Here is a 14,770-nt window from a genome sequence, read left to right on the forward strand (position 1 = left end):
ACCGCAATTGCGGCTGGTGCGTCGTCGCTGCGTTCAGTGTCAGCCGCGCTTCATTTCATCGAGCGCGAGATTGAGCTTCAGCACATTCACGCGCGGCTCGCCGAGCACGCCGAACTGGCGCCCCGTCGTGTAGCGCTCGACGAGCGCCTGCACGTCGTTCGGCGCGAGATGACGGGCCTGCGCGACCCGCTCGAGCTGATACGCGGCCGCGGCCGGACTGATCTCCGGATCGAGCCCGCTGCCCGACGACGTGACCAGATCGACCGGCACCGGCTTCGACATGTCGGTGCCCGCCGCCTTCAGCGCGGCGAGACGGCCCTTGATCTCGTCGAGCAGCGCGGGGTTGGTCGGCCCGAGGTTCGAGCCCCCCGAGTTCTGCGGGTTGTACGGCATCGGGCTCGTCGCCGACAGCCGGCCCCAGAAGTACTGGGGCGCGTCGAACTGCTGGCCGATCAGCTGTGAGCCGACCACCTTGCCGTTCTGCTCGATGAGGCTGCCGTTGGCCTGTTCGTGGAACGCCGCCTGGCCGAACGCGGTCATCACGGCGGGATAGGCGAGTCCTGTGATCGCGGTCAGCACCGCGAAGATCACGATCAGCGGACGGAACAGATTTTTCATGATGGGTCTCTTTCCCTTTTCATCACTTCTGGTTGTGGCGTAATGACGCGCTGCGCGCTCAAACCCAGCCGAACGCGGCGAGCACCATATCGATCAGCTTGATGCCGATGAACGGCACGATGATCCCGCCAAGGCCATAGATCAGCAGATTGCGGCGCAGCAGGATCGCGGCGCCTAGCGCGCGATAGCGCACGCCCTTCAGCGCCAGCGGAATCAGCAGCACGATGATCAGCGCGTTGAAGATCACCGCCGACATGATTGCCGAGGTCGGCGTCGCGAGATGCATCACGTTCAGCGCGTTCAACGCCGGATACGTCGACGCGAACGCGGCCGGGATGATCGCGAAGTACTTGGCGACGTCGTTGGCGATCGAGAACGTGGTCAACGACCCGCGCGTCATCAACATCTGCTTGCCGATTTCGACGATCTCGATCAGCTTGGTCGGATTCGAATCGAGGTCGACCATATTGCCGGCCTCTTTTGCCGCCTGCGTGCCGGTGTTCATCGCGACCGCGACGTCGGCCTGCGCGAGCGCGGGCGCGTCGTTGGTGCCGTCGCCGGTCATCGCGACCAGACGCCCTTCGGCCTGATGCGCGCGAATCGTCGCGAGCTTCGTTTCGGGTGTCGCCTCGGCAAGGAAGTCGTCGACGCCCGCTTCGGCCGCGATCGCGGCGGCGGTCAGGCGGTTGTCGCCCGTCACCATCACGGTCTTGATGCCCATCTTGCGCAGCTCGGCGAAGCGCTCCTTGATGCCGCCCTTCACGACGTCCTTCAACTCGATCACGCCGAGCACGCGCGCGCCCTGCTCGCCTTTCTCGGCGACCACCAGCGGTGTGCTGCCGCGTCGCGCGACATCGGCGACCGCGTTGCTGACTTCATTCGGGAAACGGCCGCCGTTCGCTTCGACGTAGTGCTTGACCGCATCGGCCGCGCCCTTGCGGATTTCACGGCCATGAGTCCCGTAGGGAGTCCCTTGCGGAGACAGATCGACGCCGCTCATGCGGGTCTGCGCCGTGAACGCGAGAAACACCGCATGCAGCGAGGCCATATCGCGCTGACGGATATTGAAGCGCTGCTTCGCGAGCACGACGATGCTGCGGCCTTCCGGCGTTTCGTCGGCGAGCGACGACAGCTGCGCGGCATCGGCAAGCGCCTCTTCGGTCAGACCTGGCGCCGGCAGAAACTGCGACGCCTGGCGGTTGCCGAGCGTGATCGTGCCGGTCTTGTCGAGCAGCAGCACGTCGACGTCGCCGGCCGCTTCGACGGCACGGCCCGAGGTCGCGATCACGTTCGCCTGCATCATGCGGCTCATCCCGGCCACGCCGATCGCCGACAACAGGCCGCCGATCGTCGTCGGGATCAGACACACGAGCAGCGCGGCGAGCGCGGTGATCGTCACCACGTGGCCCGCTTTCGCGGCTTCGACGGAGAACATCGAGAACGGCAGCAGCGTCGCGGTGGCGAGCAGCATCACGATGGTCAGCGCGACGAGCAGGATGGTGAGCGCGATTTCGTTCGGCGTCTTCTGACGCTTCGCGCCTTCGACCATCGCGATCATGCGGTCGAGGAACGCCTCGCCCGGATTCGCTGTGACGCGCACGACGATCCAGTCCGACAGCACCCGCGTGCCGCCCGTCACCGACGAAAAGTCGCCGCCCGACTCGCGGATCACCGGCGCCGATTCACCGGTGATCGCCGATTCGTCGACCGAAGCGACGCCGTCGATCACTTCGCCGTCGGCCGGGATCACGTCGCCGGTCTCGACCAGCACGACGTCGCCACGGCGCAGATCGGTCGCGGTCGTGATGCGGATCGGCGACTTCGGATGCGGCTCGTTGAGCTTCTTCGCCATCACGTCTCTCTTCGCGCTGCGCAGCGACGCGGCCTGCGCTTTCGAGCGGCCTTCGGCGAGCGCCTCCGCGAAGTTCGCGAACAGCACCGTGAACCACAGCCACAGCGTGACCGCGAGGATGAAGCCCGCGGGCGCCTCGGCCTGACCGCCGAGCGCGGCGATCCACAGAATGGTCGTCAGGATGCTGCCGACGTACACGCAGAACATCACCGGGTTGCGAAACTGCGTGCGCGGCGTGAGCTTTTTAAAGGAGTCCACGATCGCCGGGCGCAGCAGCGCCGGGTCGAACATGGACCGGGTAGCGTTATGTTCAGTCATTGAATCCTCGAATGTCCGTGGGCGCTGGCAGGCTTGCGGCGTGCAGGCGCCTGTTCGGTCGTTGGCTCGCGGCCTGGGTCACTGCCGTGGGTCACTGCACGCCGATCATCATCAGATGCTCCACGCCGGGACCGAGCGCGAGCGCCGGGACGTAGGTCAGCGCGCCGACCAGCAGCACCGTGCCGAGCAGCAGCACGACGAACAGCGGTCCGTGCGTCGGCAGCGTGCCGCCGGTGACGGCGATGCGCTTCTTCGCGGCGAGCGAACCGGCGATCGCGAGCACCGGCACGATCGTGCCGAAGCGGCCGAACCACATCGCGATCGCGGTGAGCCAGTTGTAGAACGGCGTATTCACCGTGAGACCCGCGAACGCGCTACCGTTGTTGTTCGCCGCCGAGCTGAACGCATAGAGGATCTCGGAGAAGCCGTGTGCACCGGGGTTTGCGATGCCGGCCTTGCCCGCCGCGCTGAGCACCGCGATCGAGGTGCCCACCAGCACGAGCAGCGGCGTGAGCAGCACGACAATCGACACCATCTTCATCTCGTAGGCCTCGATCTTCTTGCCGACATATTCAGGAGTACGCCCGATCATCAGTCCCGCGACGAACACCGCGAGCAGCGCGAACACGAGCATCCCGTACATGCCGGAACCGACACCGCCGAAGATCACTTCGCCGAGCTGGATCAGCAGCATCGGATACAGGCCGCCGAGCGGCGTCAACGAATCGTGCATGTTGTCGACCGCGCCGCACGAAGCCGCCGTCGTCGCGACCGTGAAGATGCCCGACTGCGCGATGCCGAAGCGCGTTTCCTTGCCCTCCGCATTGCCGCCCGCCTGCAGCGCGTTCGCCGACTGATCGACGTTGAGCGCCGTGAACGCGGGATTGCCGCTCTGCTCGGCGCTGATCTCGCCGAACACGCAAACGCCGAACGCGATCGTCATCGCCGCGAGCACCGCGACGCCCTGCCGCCGGTCGCCGATCACGCGGCCGAACACGAGCGCGAGCGCCGCCGGGATGATCAGGATCGAGATGATCTGCACGAAGTTCGAGAACGGCGTCGGGTTTTCGTACGGATGCGCGGAGTTGCCGTTGAAGAAGCCGCCGCCGTTGGTGCCGAGCATCTTGATCGCTTCCTGCGACGCGACCGGGCCCATCGCGATGGTCTGCGTCTTCACGGGCGTGTCGAGCATCACCGGATCGCCCTTCGCGTCCTTCACCGGATTGCCTTGCGCGTCGAGCTTCGGCGCGGCGTAGGTGGTGGTCTGCAGCGTCGGCACCTCCTGATATGCCTTGAAGTTCTGGATCACGCCCTGACTCATCAGCAGTGCGGCGATGATCGCCGCCATCGGCAGCAGGACGTACATCGTCACGCGCGTGATGTCGACCCAGAAGTTGCCGATCGTCTGCGCGGTATGACGCGCGAAGCCGCGCATCAACGCGAACACGACGACGATGCCGGTCGCCGCCGACAGGAAGTTCTGCACGGTCAGGCCGAGCATCTGCGTCAGATAGCCGACGGTCTGCTCGGGCGTGTAGTCCTGCCAGTTGGTGTTGGTCACGAAGCTGACCGCGGTGTTGAAGGCGCTGTCGACCGACATCGCGCCGAACTGCTGCGGATTGCCTGGCAGCCACCCTTGCACGCGCAGCAGCACGTACAGGAACGCCGCGCCGAGCACGTTGAACGCTAGCGTGGCGACCGCGTAGTGCCTCCAGCCCATTTCCGCCGCTGGATCGACGCCCGCGATACGGTAAAGCAGCCGTTCGAGCGGCGCGCCGAAGCGCACCACGCGCGAACTGCCGTCCATCACGGCGCCGAGATAGCTCGCCATCGGCACCGCGGCGGCCAGTAGCACGACGATAAAAAGACTCGCCTGCAGGACATCGTTCGTGTTCATTCAATGTCCTCCGCGCGCAGCAGCGCATACACGAGATATACGAACAGCAGCGCGGTCGACGCGCCGGCCAGCCACAGCATCCAGGTCATCAGCGCGCTCCTTGTCCGCGGCGCAACTGCATCAGCTTCTCGCAGCCGCCAATCAGCCCAAAGGTCAGCAAGGCAAACAGCGCCAGGCCCCCGACATACAGCACATCCATTCTCGTTCTCCATTCACGGACTTTGGATGGATAGAACGGTATGCCGATCGGCCTAAAGAGCTGGTCAAAGATCGCGGGGTGCGCGTAAAAATCGCGTAAACGGACAAGGCCGTTTCATCTCGCGATGAAACGGCCCTGATGGATGACGTGCAGCGCAGCCCGAGGCCGCGCTGACACTTTTTATGGCAGCAGGATCGTCGACCCCGTCGTGCGGCGCCCTTCGAGGTCCGCATGTGCCTGCCCGACGTCCGGCAGCGCATAGCGCTGATTGATGCTCGTCTTGACCTTGCCCGAGCTCAGCACGTCGAACAGCTCGGCCGACATCGCCTCGTAGTCGCTGCGTTTCGCCATATAGGTGAAGAGCGTCGGTCGTGTAAAGAACAGCGAGCCGCGTCCCGCGAATTCCGACGAATCGATCGGCGGCAGCGGACCCGACGCGTTGCCGAAGCTCACGAACAGGCCGAGCGGCGCGAGACAGTCGAGCGATTTTTCGAAGGTGTCCTTGCCGATCGAATCGTAGACGACCGGCACGCCCGCGCCGTTGGTGATCTCGCGTACGCGCTTCGTGAAGTTCTCGCGCGTATAGACGATCGCGTGATCGCAGCCGTGCGCTTTCGCGATCTCGGCTTTCTCGTCGGAACCGACCGTGCCGATCACCGTCGCGCCGAGCGCCTTCGCCCACTGGCACACGAGCAGGCCGACGCCGCCCGCTGCGGCCTGAATGAGGATCGTGTCACCGGCCTTCACGCGATACGTGCGGCGCAGCAGATATTGCGCAGTCAAGCCTTGCAGCATCGCCGACGCGGCCTGCTCGTCGCTGATCGCATCGGGCAGCTTGACGACCAGCGCGGCCTGCAGCACGCGCTCCTGCGCATACGCGCCGGGCGGCCGCGCGACATACCCGACGCGATCGCCGACCTTCAGACCGGTCACGCCCGAGCCCACCGCGCTGACCTCGCCGGCCGCTTCCACGCCGAGCCCGCCCGGCAGCGGCAGCGGATACAGACCGGTGCGGAAATACACGTCGATGTAATTGAGGCCGACCGCCGTCTGGCGAATGCGGATCTCGCGCGCGCCGGGCTCGCCCACCTCGACGTCAACCCATTTCATGACTTCGGGTCCGCCGGTTTTGTCGAAACGGATTGCCTTGACCATCACGTCTCCTTCATCTGTATGGATGTGGGTGCGGCGACGCGCGCGCTCACGCCTCGCCGGACAGGCGCAGCGTCAGCACGTCGAGCACCATGCGGGCGGTCGAAATGTTCGTCGCGCACGGAATGTTGTGCACGTCGCACGCGCGCACTAGCGCGTTGATGTCCGGCTCGTGCGGCTGCGGCGTCATCGGGTCGCGCAGGAAAATCACCATGTCGACGCGCCCTTCGGCGAGCTGCGCGCCGATCTGCAGGTCGCCGCCGTGCGGGCCCGACAGCATGCGCTCGACCGTCAGGCCGTGCGCGTCGCTGATGCGTCCGCCGGTCGTGCCGGTTGCGACGATCTCGCAGCGCGCGAGCGTGTCGACGTATTCGCCGGCCAGTTTGACGATGTCGTCCTTCTTGTGATCGTGCGCGATCAGCGCAATGCGGGTGCTCATGACGTAAGACTCCTCAAACCCTTGTGACTATCGTTGTTGTAATGTGACCGGTGTCGTTCGCGCGCGGCGGCTCGGTACGTGCCTGCTCAGTACGTACCAGCTCAGTACGTACCAGGATAGGCGCCGCCGTCGATCAACCAGTTCTGCCCGGTGATGTAACCCGCGTGCGTGCTGCACAGGAACGCGCAGGCGCGGCCGAATTCTTCGCGATTACCGAAGCGGCCGGCGGGGATCGTCTTCATGCGCTGCTTGCGCGCTTCGTCGATCGAAATGTTGTGCGTCTTCGCCTGCGCCTCGAACGTGACCGCGATACGGTCGGTGTCGAACAGGCCCGGCAGCAGGTTGTTGATCGTCACGCCGGTCGGCGCGACCTTGCGCGCGAGCCCCGCGACGAAACCGGTCAGGCCGGAGCGCGCGCCGTTCGACAGACCGAGCACGTCGATCGGCGCCTTCACCGCCGAGCTCGTGATGTTGACGATGCGCCCGAAGCCGCGCGCGCTCATCGTGTCGATGGTCTGACGGATCAGCTCGATCGGCGTCAGCATGTTGGCTTCGAGCGCGCGGATCCAGTCCTCGTGCGTGAAGTTGCGGAAATCGCCCGGCGGCGGACCGCCCGCGTTGTTGACGAGAATGTCCGGCTGCGGGCAGGCCGCGAGCGCGGCCGCGCGCCCTTCAGGCGTGGTGATGTCGCATGCGACGGTCTTCACCTCGACGCCGCTCTGCTTGCGGATCGCCTCGGCGGTCGCTTCGAGCGTTTCGGCGGTGCGCGCGACGATCGTCAGGTCGACGCCCTCGGCGGCCAGCGCTTCCGCGCAGCCGCGTCCCAGACCTTTGCTCGCCGCGCAAACCAGCGCGCGGCGTCCTGCGATTCCCATGTCCATGTGTATGCCCTCCTGGCGAAGTTTCCCCAGATTCTAGAAGAATCGGTGCCGGACTGTGCCGCGTCGCTGCAATCTCAGGTATCGCCGGGCGGTACTCTTTCGGTAAACTGCGCGGTGGCGCACTTTTCCACCGTTCGTCCGACCTTCGAGCGCGGACTGAGCCAACGGATGAGCGCGCCGAACCGATCCACCTTGCCGCCGCGCGCGAGCCCGCCATGACCCAGGACAGCCGTTTCCCCAATCTCTTCATCCTCGATCACCCGCTGATCCAGCACAAGCTGTCGCACATGCGCGACCGGGACACGTCGACGCGCACGTTCCGCGAACTGCTGCGCGAAATCACGCTGCTGATGGGCTACGAAATCACCCGCAACCTGCCAATGACCACGCGCCGCATCACCACGCCGCTCGTCGAGATCGACGCGCCGGTGATCGCCGGCAAGAAGCTCGCGATCGTGCCGGTGCTGCGCGCGGGCGTCGGCATGTCGGACGGCCTGCTCGAGCTGGTGCCGTCGGCGCGCGTCGGCCATATCGGCGTGTATCGCGCGGAGGATCATCGGCCGGTCGAATACCTGGTGCGGCTGCCGGACCTCGAAGACCGCGTGTTCATCCTCTGCGATCCGATGGTCGCGACCGGCTACTCGGCCGTGCACGCGGTCGATGTGCTCAAGCGCCGCAACGTGGCCGCCGAGAACATCATGTTCCTCGCGCTCGTCGCCGCGCCCGAGGGCGTGCAGGTGTTCCAGGACGCGCACCCGGACGTCAAGCTGTTCATCGCGTCGCTCGATTCGCATCTGAACGAGCATGCGTACATCGTGCCGGGCCTGGGCGACGCGGGCGACCGGTTGTTCGGTACGAAGAACTGACGCGCCGAGGGCCAGCGGGGGTGGCCTGGCGATGCCGCCGCCCCGGAACCGGCCCCGCTTTCGCCCGCATCCGGCCCTCCCGGCGACACATCCGCGCCGCCTCCATTCATTTTCGCGTCGATTTCATTGCATTTGCGGCCGGTTTCGCGACGCGGCCCCCTCTGCCGCACCCTCGCGGCATGATAAAATTCGAATCCGCTCGACGGAGCGGCTCGACCCGCACGATCGCTCGCACCACCGCCTGCAATTTCGACTGGCGCCCCGCGCTTTCGCATCAGGTCATGCGGCGCCTGGCCGCGCAAGCTGCCCCGCTCCACCGCGCTGCCGCCCTGCGGCTGCGCCTGGCCGGCCGATCATGCACGAACCGGCACGAACGCCCACCGGCGGGCAAGCGCGGAACGACGCGCGGGAACGGCCAGGCTGAGATCGGCGGCACAGGTGGCTGCCTCGACGGGCCAACACGAGCAACAAGCACGAGCGGCCGGCAGCCTTTCACCTGACGGATTGACATCGAGGCGCAACACGCGAGGCGCCCGACATCGCAACGACAATTGCACTATGCATGCGCCCCGCTGGCGCGCGCGCGACGGAGAAAAGTATGGCGGGTCATTCGAAATGGGCCAACATCAAGCATAAGAAAGCAGCGGCCGATGCCAAGCGCGGCAAGGTCTGGACGCGGCTCATCAAGGAAATCCAGGTTGCGGCCCGTCTGGGCGGCGGCGAAATCGACTCGAACCCGCGTCTGCGGCTCGCGGTCGACAAGGCGTACGACGCCAACATGCCGAAAGACAACATCAACCGCGCGATCCAGCGCGGTGTCGGCGGCGCGGACGGCGCGAACTACGAGGAAATCCGCTACGAAGGCTATGGCATCGGCGGCGCGGCGGTGATCGTCGACACGATGACCGACAACCGCACCCGCACGGTCGCGGAAGTGCGTCACGCGTTCTCGAAGAACGGCGGCAACATGGGCACCGACGGCTCGGTGTCGTTCATGTTCGATCACGTCGGCCAGTTCCTGTTCGCTCCCGGCACCGCCGAAGACGCGCTGATGGAAGCCGCGCTCGAAGCGGGCGCCGACGACGTCGTGACGAACGAGGACGGCAGTATCGAGGTGCTGTGCCCGCCGAACGATTTTTCGAAAGTGAAGGCTGCACTCGAAACGGCGGGCTTCAAGGCCGAACTGGCCGAAGTCACGATGAAGCCGCAGACCGAAGTCGAATTCACCGGCGACGATGCCGTGAAAATGCAGAAGCTGCTCGACGCGCTGGAAAATCTGGACGACGTGCAGGAAGTCTATACAAACGCGTCGATCGCCGGCGAGTGATGGCGCGCCGGGCTCTGGCATCGTTTGCCCTTGCTGTTGATGGTTTATTGCACGGCTGAGCACACCGCTCGGCCGTTTATGGTTTTCAAGTCTCGGGGATTCACATGAAGTTACTCGTCGTCGGTTCCGGCGGTCGCGAACATGCGCTGGCATGGAAGCTCGCGCAATCGCCGCGGGTCCAGCTCGTCTACGTCGCGCCGGGCAACGGCGGCACCGCTCAGGATGAGCGTCTGCTCAACCTCGACATCACCGAGCCGGCCGCGCTCGCTGATTTCGTCGAAACAGAACAGATCGCGTTCACGCTGGTCGGGCCGGAAGCGCCGCTCGCGGCAGGCATCGTCAACCTGTTCCGCTCGCGCGGTCTGAAGATCTTCGGGCCGACCAAAGAGGCCGCCCAGCTCGAAAGCTCGAAAGATTTCGCCAAAGCGTTCATGAAGCGCCACGGCATCCCGACGGCCGAGTACGAAACCTTCGCCGACGTCGCCGCCGCGCACGCGTATCTGGACGCCAAGGGCGCGCCGATCGTGATCAAGGCCGACGGCCTCGCCGCCGGCAAGGGCGTGGTGGTCGCGCAAACGCTGGAAGAAGCGCACGCCGCGGTCGACATGATGCTGTCGGACAACAAGCTCGGCGACGCCGGCGCGCGCGTCGTGATCGAGGAGTTCCTCGCCGGCGAGGAAGCGAGCTTCATCGTGATGGTGGACGGCAAGCACGTGCTCGCGCTCGCGTCGAGCCAGGATCACAAGCGTCTGCTCGACGGCGACCAGGGCCCGAATACGGGCGGCATGGGCGCCTACTCGCCCGCGCCGATCGTCACGCCGCAGCTGCATGCGCGCGTGATGCGCGAAATCATCCTGCCGACCGTGCGCGGCATGGAGAAGGAAGGTATCCGCTACACCGGCTTCCTGTACGCGGGCCTGATGATCGACGCGCAAGGCAACCCGAAGACGCTCGAATTCAACTGCCGGATGGGCGACCCCGAAACGCAGCCGATCATGGCGCGTCTGAAAGGCGACTATTCGAAGGTGGTGGAACACGCGATCGCCGGCACGCTCGACACCGTCGAGCTCGAATGGGACCGCCGCACCGCGCTCGGTGTCGTGCTCGCCGCGCACAACTACCCGGACACGCCGAGGAAGGGCGACCGCATCAACGGCATTCCCGCCGAAACCGCGGATTCAGTCACGTTCCACGCCGGCACCACGCTGACGGACGGCAAGCTGACCACCTCGGGCGGGCGCGTGCTGTGCGTCGTCGGTCTCGCGGATTCGGTGCGCACCGCGCAGGCGGCCGCGTACCACACGATCAACCAGATCGCGTTCGACGGCATGCAGTACCGCCGCGACATCGGCTATCGCGCGCTCAACCGCAAGCACGACGGCAAGTAAGCTTCGCTAGCGCTGGACGCCGTGCGGGCGGCGCACTGCCGGTGCCACAGGCGCCGCAGTGCGGGCACGTTACACGACGCGCGCTACACTGAATCTTTCCCGCTCGTCGCGGCAGACGGGCCCGGAGCCCGCGAATCGACTGAAGCGGCAAGCCGCCTCTCATGTTCGCCTCCGGCAACCAGGCACAATCCGAACCAGCGGTCCGAGTTCGCAGACACCCGGCGCCGACGCGGCCATCGCTTTCTTTCGAAGAACCCGCGGCACGACGAGCGTGCCGCCCAAGCACCTGCATTCATGAGCAATTCGAGCTACGACGCACAAGCCGTGCGCAGCTGGCTGCAAGGCCTGCAATCGCATATCGCGGACACGCTCGGCGCCTTCGACGGCACCGCGTTCGCTACCGACGCGTGGCAGCGCGCGCCCGGCGAGAAGCTGCGCGGCGGCGGCGTCACGCGGATTCTCGAAGGCGGCCAGTTCTTCGAGCGCGCCGGCATCGGCTTCTCGGACGTCGCGGGCGACGCGCTGCCGGGCTCGGCAAGCGCCGCGCGGCCCCAACTGGCCGGGCGCGGCTTCGAGGCGATGGGCGTGTCGCTCGTGCTGCATCCGCACAATCCGCACTGCCCGACCGTGCACATGAACGTGCGCCTGCTGATCGCGACGAGGGAAGGCGAAGAACCGGTGTTCTGGTTCGGCGGCGGCATGGACCTGACGCCCTACTACGGCTACGAAGAGGACGCCGGGCAGTTCCATCAGGTGTGTCGCGACGCGCTCGCGCCGTACGGCGCGGATCTGTACCCGCGCTTCAAGCGCTGGTGCGACGAGTACTTCTTCCTGAAGCACCGCAACGAGCCGCGCGGCATTGGCGGGATTTTCTTCGACGATTTCTCGGCGCCGGGCTTCGAGCAATCGTTCGCGATGCTCAAAAGCGTCGGCGAAGGCTTTCTCAAGGCGTACCTGCCGATCATCGAGCGGCGCCGCGACACGCCGTACGGCGAAGCCGAGCGCGCGTTCCAGGCCTACCGGCGCGGCCGCTACGTCGAGTTCAATCTGGTCTTCGACCGTGGCACACTGTTTGGGCTGCAGAGCGGCGGACGCACGGAATCGATCCTGATGTCGATGCCGCCCGTGGCGAACTGGCGCTACGACTGGCACCCCGAGCCGGGCACGCCGGAAGCGCGTTTGTACAGCGATTTCCTCGTGCCGCGCGAGTGGGTATGACGCGCCACCTGTCTCGCTTACGGTCACGACAAAGGACCCTCACCTGAAGCCGAACGCTCACCCTGTCGCCCTGCCTCGCCGGATCGGTCTGCTGGGCGGCACATTCGATCCGATCCACGACGGCCACCTCGCGCTTGCGCGGCGGTTCGCCGACGTGCTGCGGCTGACCGAGCTGGTGCTGCTGCCGGCCGGCCAGCCGTGGCAGAAAGCCGACGTGTCGCCCGCCGAGCATCGGCTCGCGATGACGCGCGCGGCGGCCGCGTCGCTAGCGATCCCCGGCGTGACGGTACGCGTCGCGACCGACGAAATCGAGCACGATGGCGCGACCTACACGGTCGAGACGCTGCAATGCTGGCGCGAGCGCGAAGGCGACGACGCATCGATCACGCTGCTGATTGGCGCGGATCAACTGGTGCATCTCGACACATGGCGCGACTGGCGGCGCCTGTTCGAGCTCGCGCATATCGGCGCGGCCACGCGGCCCGGCTTCGACCTCGCGTCGGTCGCCCCCGCGGTCGCCAAGGAAATCGCCGCGCGCCGTGCGCGCGCCGACGTGCTGCAGGCCACACCCTGCGGCCATCTGCTGATCGACACGACGCTCGCGTTCAACGTGTCGGCCACCGACATTCGCGCGCATCTGCGCGAGCAGGTCAACCAGCGGCTCGCCCACGCGGGTGCGGGCGGCACAAGCCAGGATCGGGCCGCGAGTCACGTCCCCGCCGCGGTGTGGGACTATATTCTTCAACATCATCTGTACCACCGGTAACTCCATGGATATTCGCAAACTGCAACGCGTAATCGTCGACGCTCTCGAAGACGTCAAGGCGCAAGACATCAAAGTGTTCAACACCAGCCACCTGACCTCGCTGTTCGATCGCGTGGTCGTCGCGAGCGGCACGTCGAACCGGCAAACCAAGGCGCTCGCGTCGAGCGTGCGCGAAGGCGTGAAGGAAGCCGGCGGCGAGATCATCAGCACCGAGGGCGAGGATATCGGCGAATGGGTGCTGGTCGATTGCGGCGACGCGATCGTGCACATCCTGCAGCCGGCGCTGCGCCAGTACTACAACCTCGAGGAAATCTGGGGTGACAAGCCGGTGCGCATCAAGCTGTCGACGCCGAATCCGTTCGGCGGCGCGCGCGCAAGCGAGCCCGACGACGAGGAAGACGAGGAAGCGCCCGCCGCGAAGCCCGCGCGCAAGACCACGGCGCGCCGCAAGTAAGCGGGCCGTGTCGGCCACAGCGCTACTGTCCTCGCGATGAAACTGCACATCCTCGCCGTCGGCCACAAGATGCCGGACTGGATCGCGACCGGCTTCGACGAATACGCGAAACGCATGCCGCCGGAGTTGCGCATCGAACTGCGCGAGATCAAACCGGAGCAGCGCTCGTCGGGCCGTTCGGCCGAAAGCGTGATGGCCGCCGAACGGCAGAAGCTCGAAGCCGCGTTGCCGAAGAACGCACGCATCGTCGCGCTCGACGAACGCGGCAAGGACTGGACCACGATGCAGCTCGCGGGCGCGTTGCCGGGCTGGCAGCAAGACGGCCGCGACGTGGCCTTTCTGATCGGCGGCGCGGACGGGCTCGATCCCGAGCTGAAGGCACGCGCCGATATGATGCTGCGCGTGTCGAGCCTCACGCTGCCGCACGCGATGGTGCGCGTGCTGCTGGCCGAACAGCTTTATCGCGCGTGGACCATCACGCAAAATCATCCGTATCATCGCGCGTAGGTGCTGGAGCCTTGCGCGGCGACGCCTGGCAACGATTCGTTGCTGCTGACGCGTCGCGGGCGCTCTGCTCCATACGCTTGAGCGTATTGCCGCCGCTTCATGCGATGATGCGCCCGACGCGCCGTGCATCGATGCCGCTAATGGATGCAACGCATCGATCGGATCACCGGGTCTACCTCGCCCCGCTCACTCTTCCACGCCCACCCGCGTTCACCACCCCGCGCCATCCGTTTCCCGCTCCATCGAGACCCGTTCATGCCCACGCCCTCCGCTTCGCTGCATCCGTTCGTCTACCTCGCCTCGCAAAGTCCGCGCCGCCAGGAGCTGCTGCAACAGCTCGGCGTGCGTTTCGAATTGCTGCTGCCGCGCCCCGATGAAGACGCCGAAGCGCTCGAAGCCGAACGGCCCGGCGAACACGCGCGCGACTACGTGCAGCGCGTGTGCATCGCGAAGGCGCAGGCGGCCCGCGCGCGGCTCCTCGACGGCGGTCACGAGGTGCGGCCGATACTCGTCGCCGACACCACCGTCACGATCGACGACGCGATTCTCGGCAAGCCCATCGATGCCGACGATGCGGTCGCGATGCTTACACGTCTCGCGGGCCGCACGCACGAAGTGCTGACCGCGCTCGCCGTGATCGATGCCAACGGCGCGCTGCTGCCCGCGGCGTTGTCGGTCTCGAAGGTGCGTTTTGCTGCAGTGCACGCAGACGCGTTGCGTCGCTACGCGGCGAGCGGTGAGCCGCTCGGCAAGGCGGGGGCGTATGGCGTGCAGGGACGCGCGGCGGAGTTTATCGAGCATATAGACGGGTCCTATTCGGGTATTATGGGTTTGCCGCTTTTTGAAACCGCTGCCCTCCTGCGTGCAGCGCGCATCGACTTCTAGAAC

General features: G+C 66.2%; 16 protein-coding genes. 8 read left to right on the top strand and 8 right to left on the bottom strand.

Annotation, left to right across the window (positions count from 1 at the left end):
- Window positions 1–39 precede the first annotated feature (39 nt).
- The 8 genes from kdpC to F6X40_RS05080 all read right to left on the bottom strand — a co-directional run bounded on the left by kdpC (window position 40) and on the right by F6X40_RS05080 (window position 7,356).
- Window positions 40–618, bottom strand: a complete 579-nt coding sequence (gene kdpC, locus F6X40_RS05045) for a potassium-transporting ATPase subunit KdpC (protein WP_184072020.1) — start codon at window positions 616–618, stop codon at window positions 40–42.
- A 58-nt stretch (window positions 619–676) separates the two neighbouring features.
- Window positions 677–2,788, bottom strand: a complete 2,112-nt coding sequence (kdpB, locus tag F6X40_RS05050) for a potassium-transporting ATPase subunit KdpB (protein ID WP_187627020.1) — start codon at window positions 2,786–2,788, stop codon at window positions 677–679.
- A gap of 91 nt (window positions 2,789–2,879) precedes the next feature.
- Window positions 2,880–4,685: a potassium-transporting ATPase subunit KdpA gene (kdpA, locus tag F6X40_RS05055; protein WP_184072018.1), complete on the bottom strand. Its 1,806-nt coding sequence runs from the start codon at window positions 4,683–4,685 to the stop codon at window positions 2,880–2,882.
- Window positions 4,682–4,774 carry a K(+)-transporting ATPase subunit F gene (gene kdpF, locus F6X40_RS05060; RefSeq protein WP_013088901.1) on the bottom strand — a complete coding sequence of 31 codons (93 nt, stop codon included), beginning with the start codon at window positions 4,772–4,774 and terminating at the stop codon, window positions 4,682–4,684. Before kdpF ends, kdpA begins: the two co-directional genes overlap by 4 nt.
- Window positions 4,774–4,884 carry a hypothetical protein gene (locus F6X40_RS05065; RefSeq protein WP_018419977.1) on the bottom strand — a complete coding sequence of 37 codons (111 nt, stop codon included), beginning with the start codon at window positions 4,882–4,884 and terminating at the stop codon, window positions 4,774–4,776. Before F6X40_RS05065 ends, kdpF begins: the two co-directional genes overlap by 1 nt.
- Window positions 4,885–5,064: 180 nt before the next feature.
- Window positions 5,065–6,039, bottom strand: coding sequence for a quinone oxidoreductase family protein (locus F6X40_RS05070; RefSeq protein WP_184072016.1), 975 nt, complete (start codon window positions 6,037–6,039; stop codon window positions 5,065–5,067).
- A 46-nt stretch (window positions 6,040–6,085) separates the two neighbouring features.
- On the bottom strand, window positions 6,086–6,475 hold the full coding sequence (locus F6X40_RS05075) for a methylglyoxal synthase (protein WP_013088898.1): 390 nt from the start codon (window positions 6,473–6,475) through the stop codon (window positions 6,086–6,088).
- Window positions 6,476–6,576: 101 nt separating this feature from the next.
- Window positions 6,577–7,356 carry an SDR family oxidoreductase gene (locus tag F6X40_RS05080; RefSeq protein ID WP_090803723.1) on the bottom strand — a complete coding sequence of 260 codons (780 nt, stop codon included), beginning with the start codon at window positions 7,354–7,356 and terminating at the stop codon, window positions 6,577–6,579.
- A 215-nt stretch (window positions 7,357–7,571) separates the two neighbouring features.
- Here F6X40_RS05080 and upp point away from each other — a divergent pair, with 215 nt between their 5' ends.
- The 8 genes from upp to F6X40_RS05120 all read left to right on the top strand — a co-directional run bounded on the left by upp (window position 7,572) and on the right by F6X40_RS05120 (window position 14,767).
- The gene (upp, locus tag F6X40_RS05085) at window positions 7,572–8,222 is read left to right on the top strand and encodes a uracil phosphoribosyltransferase (RefSeq protein ID WP_026225693.1); all 651 of its coding nucleotides are present in this window, start codon (window positions 7,572–7,574) and stop codon (window positions 8,220–8,222) included.
- 598 nt (window positions 8,223–8,820) lie between these two features.
- A complete protein-coding gene (locus tag F6X40_RS05090; RefSeq protein ID WP_018419973.1) occupies window positions 8,821–9,549 on the top strand; it encodes a YebC/PmpR family DNA-binding transcriptional regulator in 729 nt (242 codons plus the stop codon).
- Window positions 9,550–9,653: 104 nt separating this feature from the next.
- Window positions 9,654–10,937, top strand: coding sequence for a phosphoribosylamine--glycine ligase (purD, locus tag F6X40_RS05095; protein WP_187627021.1), 1,284 nt, complete (start codon window positions 9,654–9,656; stop codon window positions 10,935–10,937).
- Window positions 10,938–11,231: 294 nt separating this feature from the next.
- A complete protein-coding gene (gene hemF, locus F6X40_RS05100) occupies window positions 11,232–12,155 on the top strand; it encodes an oxygen-dependent coproporphyrinogen oxidase (RefSeq protein ID WP_184072009.1) in 924 nt (307 codons plus the stop codon).
- A gap of 43 nt (window positions 12,156–12,198) precedes the next feature.
- Entirely contained in the window at window positions 12,199–12,921 is a 723-nt protein-coding gene (locus F6X40_RS05105; RefSeq protein WP_221307877.1) for a nicotinate-nucleotide adenylyltransferase, read from the top strand.
- 4 nt (window positions 12,922–12,925) lie between these two features.
- Window positions 12,926–13,375, top strand: a complete 450-nt coding sequence (gene rsfS / locus F6X40_RS05110; protein WP_187627022.1) for a ribosome silencing factor — start codon at window positions 12,926–12,928, stop codon at window positions 13,373–13,375.
- A 36-nt stretch (window positions 13,376–13,411) separates the two neighbouring features.
- Window positions 13,412–13,882: a 23S rRNA (pseudouridine(1915)-N(3))-methyltransferase RlmH gene (rlmH, locus tag F6X40_RS05115; RefSeq protein ID WP_187627023.1), complete on the top strand. Its 471-nt coding sequence runs from the start codon at window positions 13,412–13,414 to the stop codon at window positions 13,880–13,882.
- 255 nt (window positions 13,883–14,137) lie between these two features.
- Window positions 14,138–14,767 carry a Maf family protein gene (locus F6X40_RS05120; protein ID WP_184010124.1) on the top strand — a complete coding sequence of 210 codons (630 nt, stop codon included), beginning with the start codon at window positions 14,138–14,140 and terminating at the stop codon, window positions 14,765–14,767.
- The last annotated feature ends 3 nt before the right edge of the window (window positions 14,768–14,770 follow it).

It is taken from the genome of Paraburkholderia sp. UCT31 (assembly GCF_014397655.1).
GTDB classification, from domain to species: Bacteria; Pseudomonadota; Gammaproteobacteria; order Burkholderiales; family Burkholderiaceae; genus Paraburkholderia; species Paraburkholderia tuberum.

What these genes read in the sequence shown, in the direction of transcription:
- kdpC (WP_184072020.1), bottom strand. Translation starts at nt 618, where the DNA reads ATGAAAAATCTGTTCCGTCCGCTGATCGTGATCTTCGCGGTGCTGACC.
- kdpB (WP_187627020.1), bottom strand. Translation starts at nt 2,788, where the DNA reads ATGACTGAACATAACGCTACCCGGTCCATGTTCGACCCGGCGCTGCTG.
- kdpA (WP_184072018.1), bottom strand. Translation starts at nt 4,685, where the DNA reads ATGAACACGAACGATGTCCTGCAGGCGAGTCTTTTTATCGTCGTGCTA.
- kdpF (WP_013088901.1), bottom strand. Translation starts at nt 4,774, where the DNA reads ATGACCTGGATGCTGTGGCTGGCCGGCGCGTCGACCGCGCTGCTGTTC.
- F6X40_RS05065 (WP_018419977.1), bottom strand. Translation starts at nt 4,884, where the DNA reads ATGGATGTGCTGTATGTCGGGGGCCTGGCGCTGTTTGCCTTGCTGACC.
- F6X40_RS05070 (WP_184072016.1), bottom strand. Translation starts at nt 6,039, where the DNA reads ATGGTCAAGGCAATCCGTTTCGACAAAACCGGCGGACCCGAAGTCATG.
- F6X40_RS05075 (WP_013088898.1), bottom strand. Translation starts at nt 6,475, where the DNA reads ATGAGCACCCGCATTGCGCTGATCGCGCACGATCACAAGAAGGACGAC.
- F6X40_RS05080 (WP_090803723.1), bottom strand. Translation starts at nt 7,356, where the DNA reads ATGGACATGGGAATCGCAGGACGCCGCGCGCTGGTTTGCGCGGCGAGC.
- upp (WP_026225693.1), top strand. Translation starts at nt 7,572, where the DNA reads ATGACCCAGGACAGCCGTTTCCCCAATCTCTTCATCCTCGATCACCCG.
- F6X40_RS05090 (WP_018419973.1), top strand. Translation starts at nt 8,821, where the DNA reads ATGGCGGGTCATTCGAAATGGGCCAACATCAAGCATAAGAAAGCAGCG.
- purD (WP_187627021.1), top strand. Translation starts at nt 9,654, where the DNA reads ATGAAGTTACTCGTCGTCGGTTCCGGCGGTCGCGAACATGCGCTGGCA.
- hemF (WP_184072009.1), top strand. Translation starts at nt 11,232, where the DNA reads ATGAGCAATTCGAGCTACGACGCACAAGCCGTGCGCAGCTGGCTGCAA.
- rsfS (WP_187627022.1), top strand. Translation starts at nt 12,926, where the DNA reads ATGGATATTCGCAAACTGCAACGCGTAATCGTCGACGCTCTCGAAGAC.
- rlmH (WP_187627023.1), top strand. Translation starts at nt 13,412, where the DNA reads ATGAAACTGCACATCCTCGCCGTCGGCCACAAGATGCCGGACTGGATC.
- F6X40_RS05120 (WP_184010124.1), top strand. Translation starts at nt 14,138, where the DNA reads ATGCCCACGCCCTCCGCTTCGCTGCATCCGTTCGTCTACCTCGCCTCG.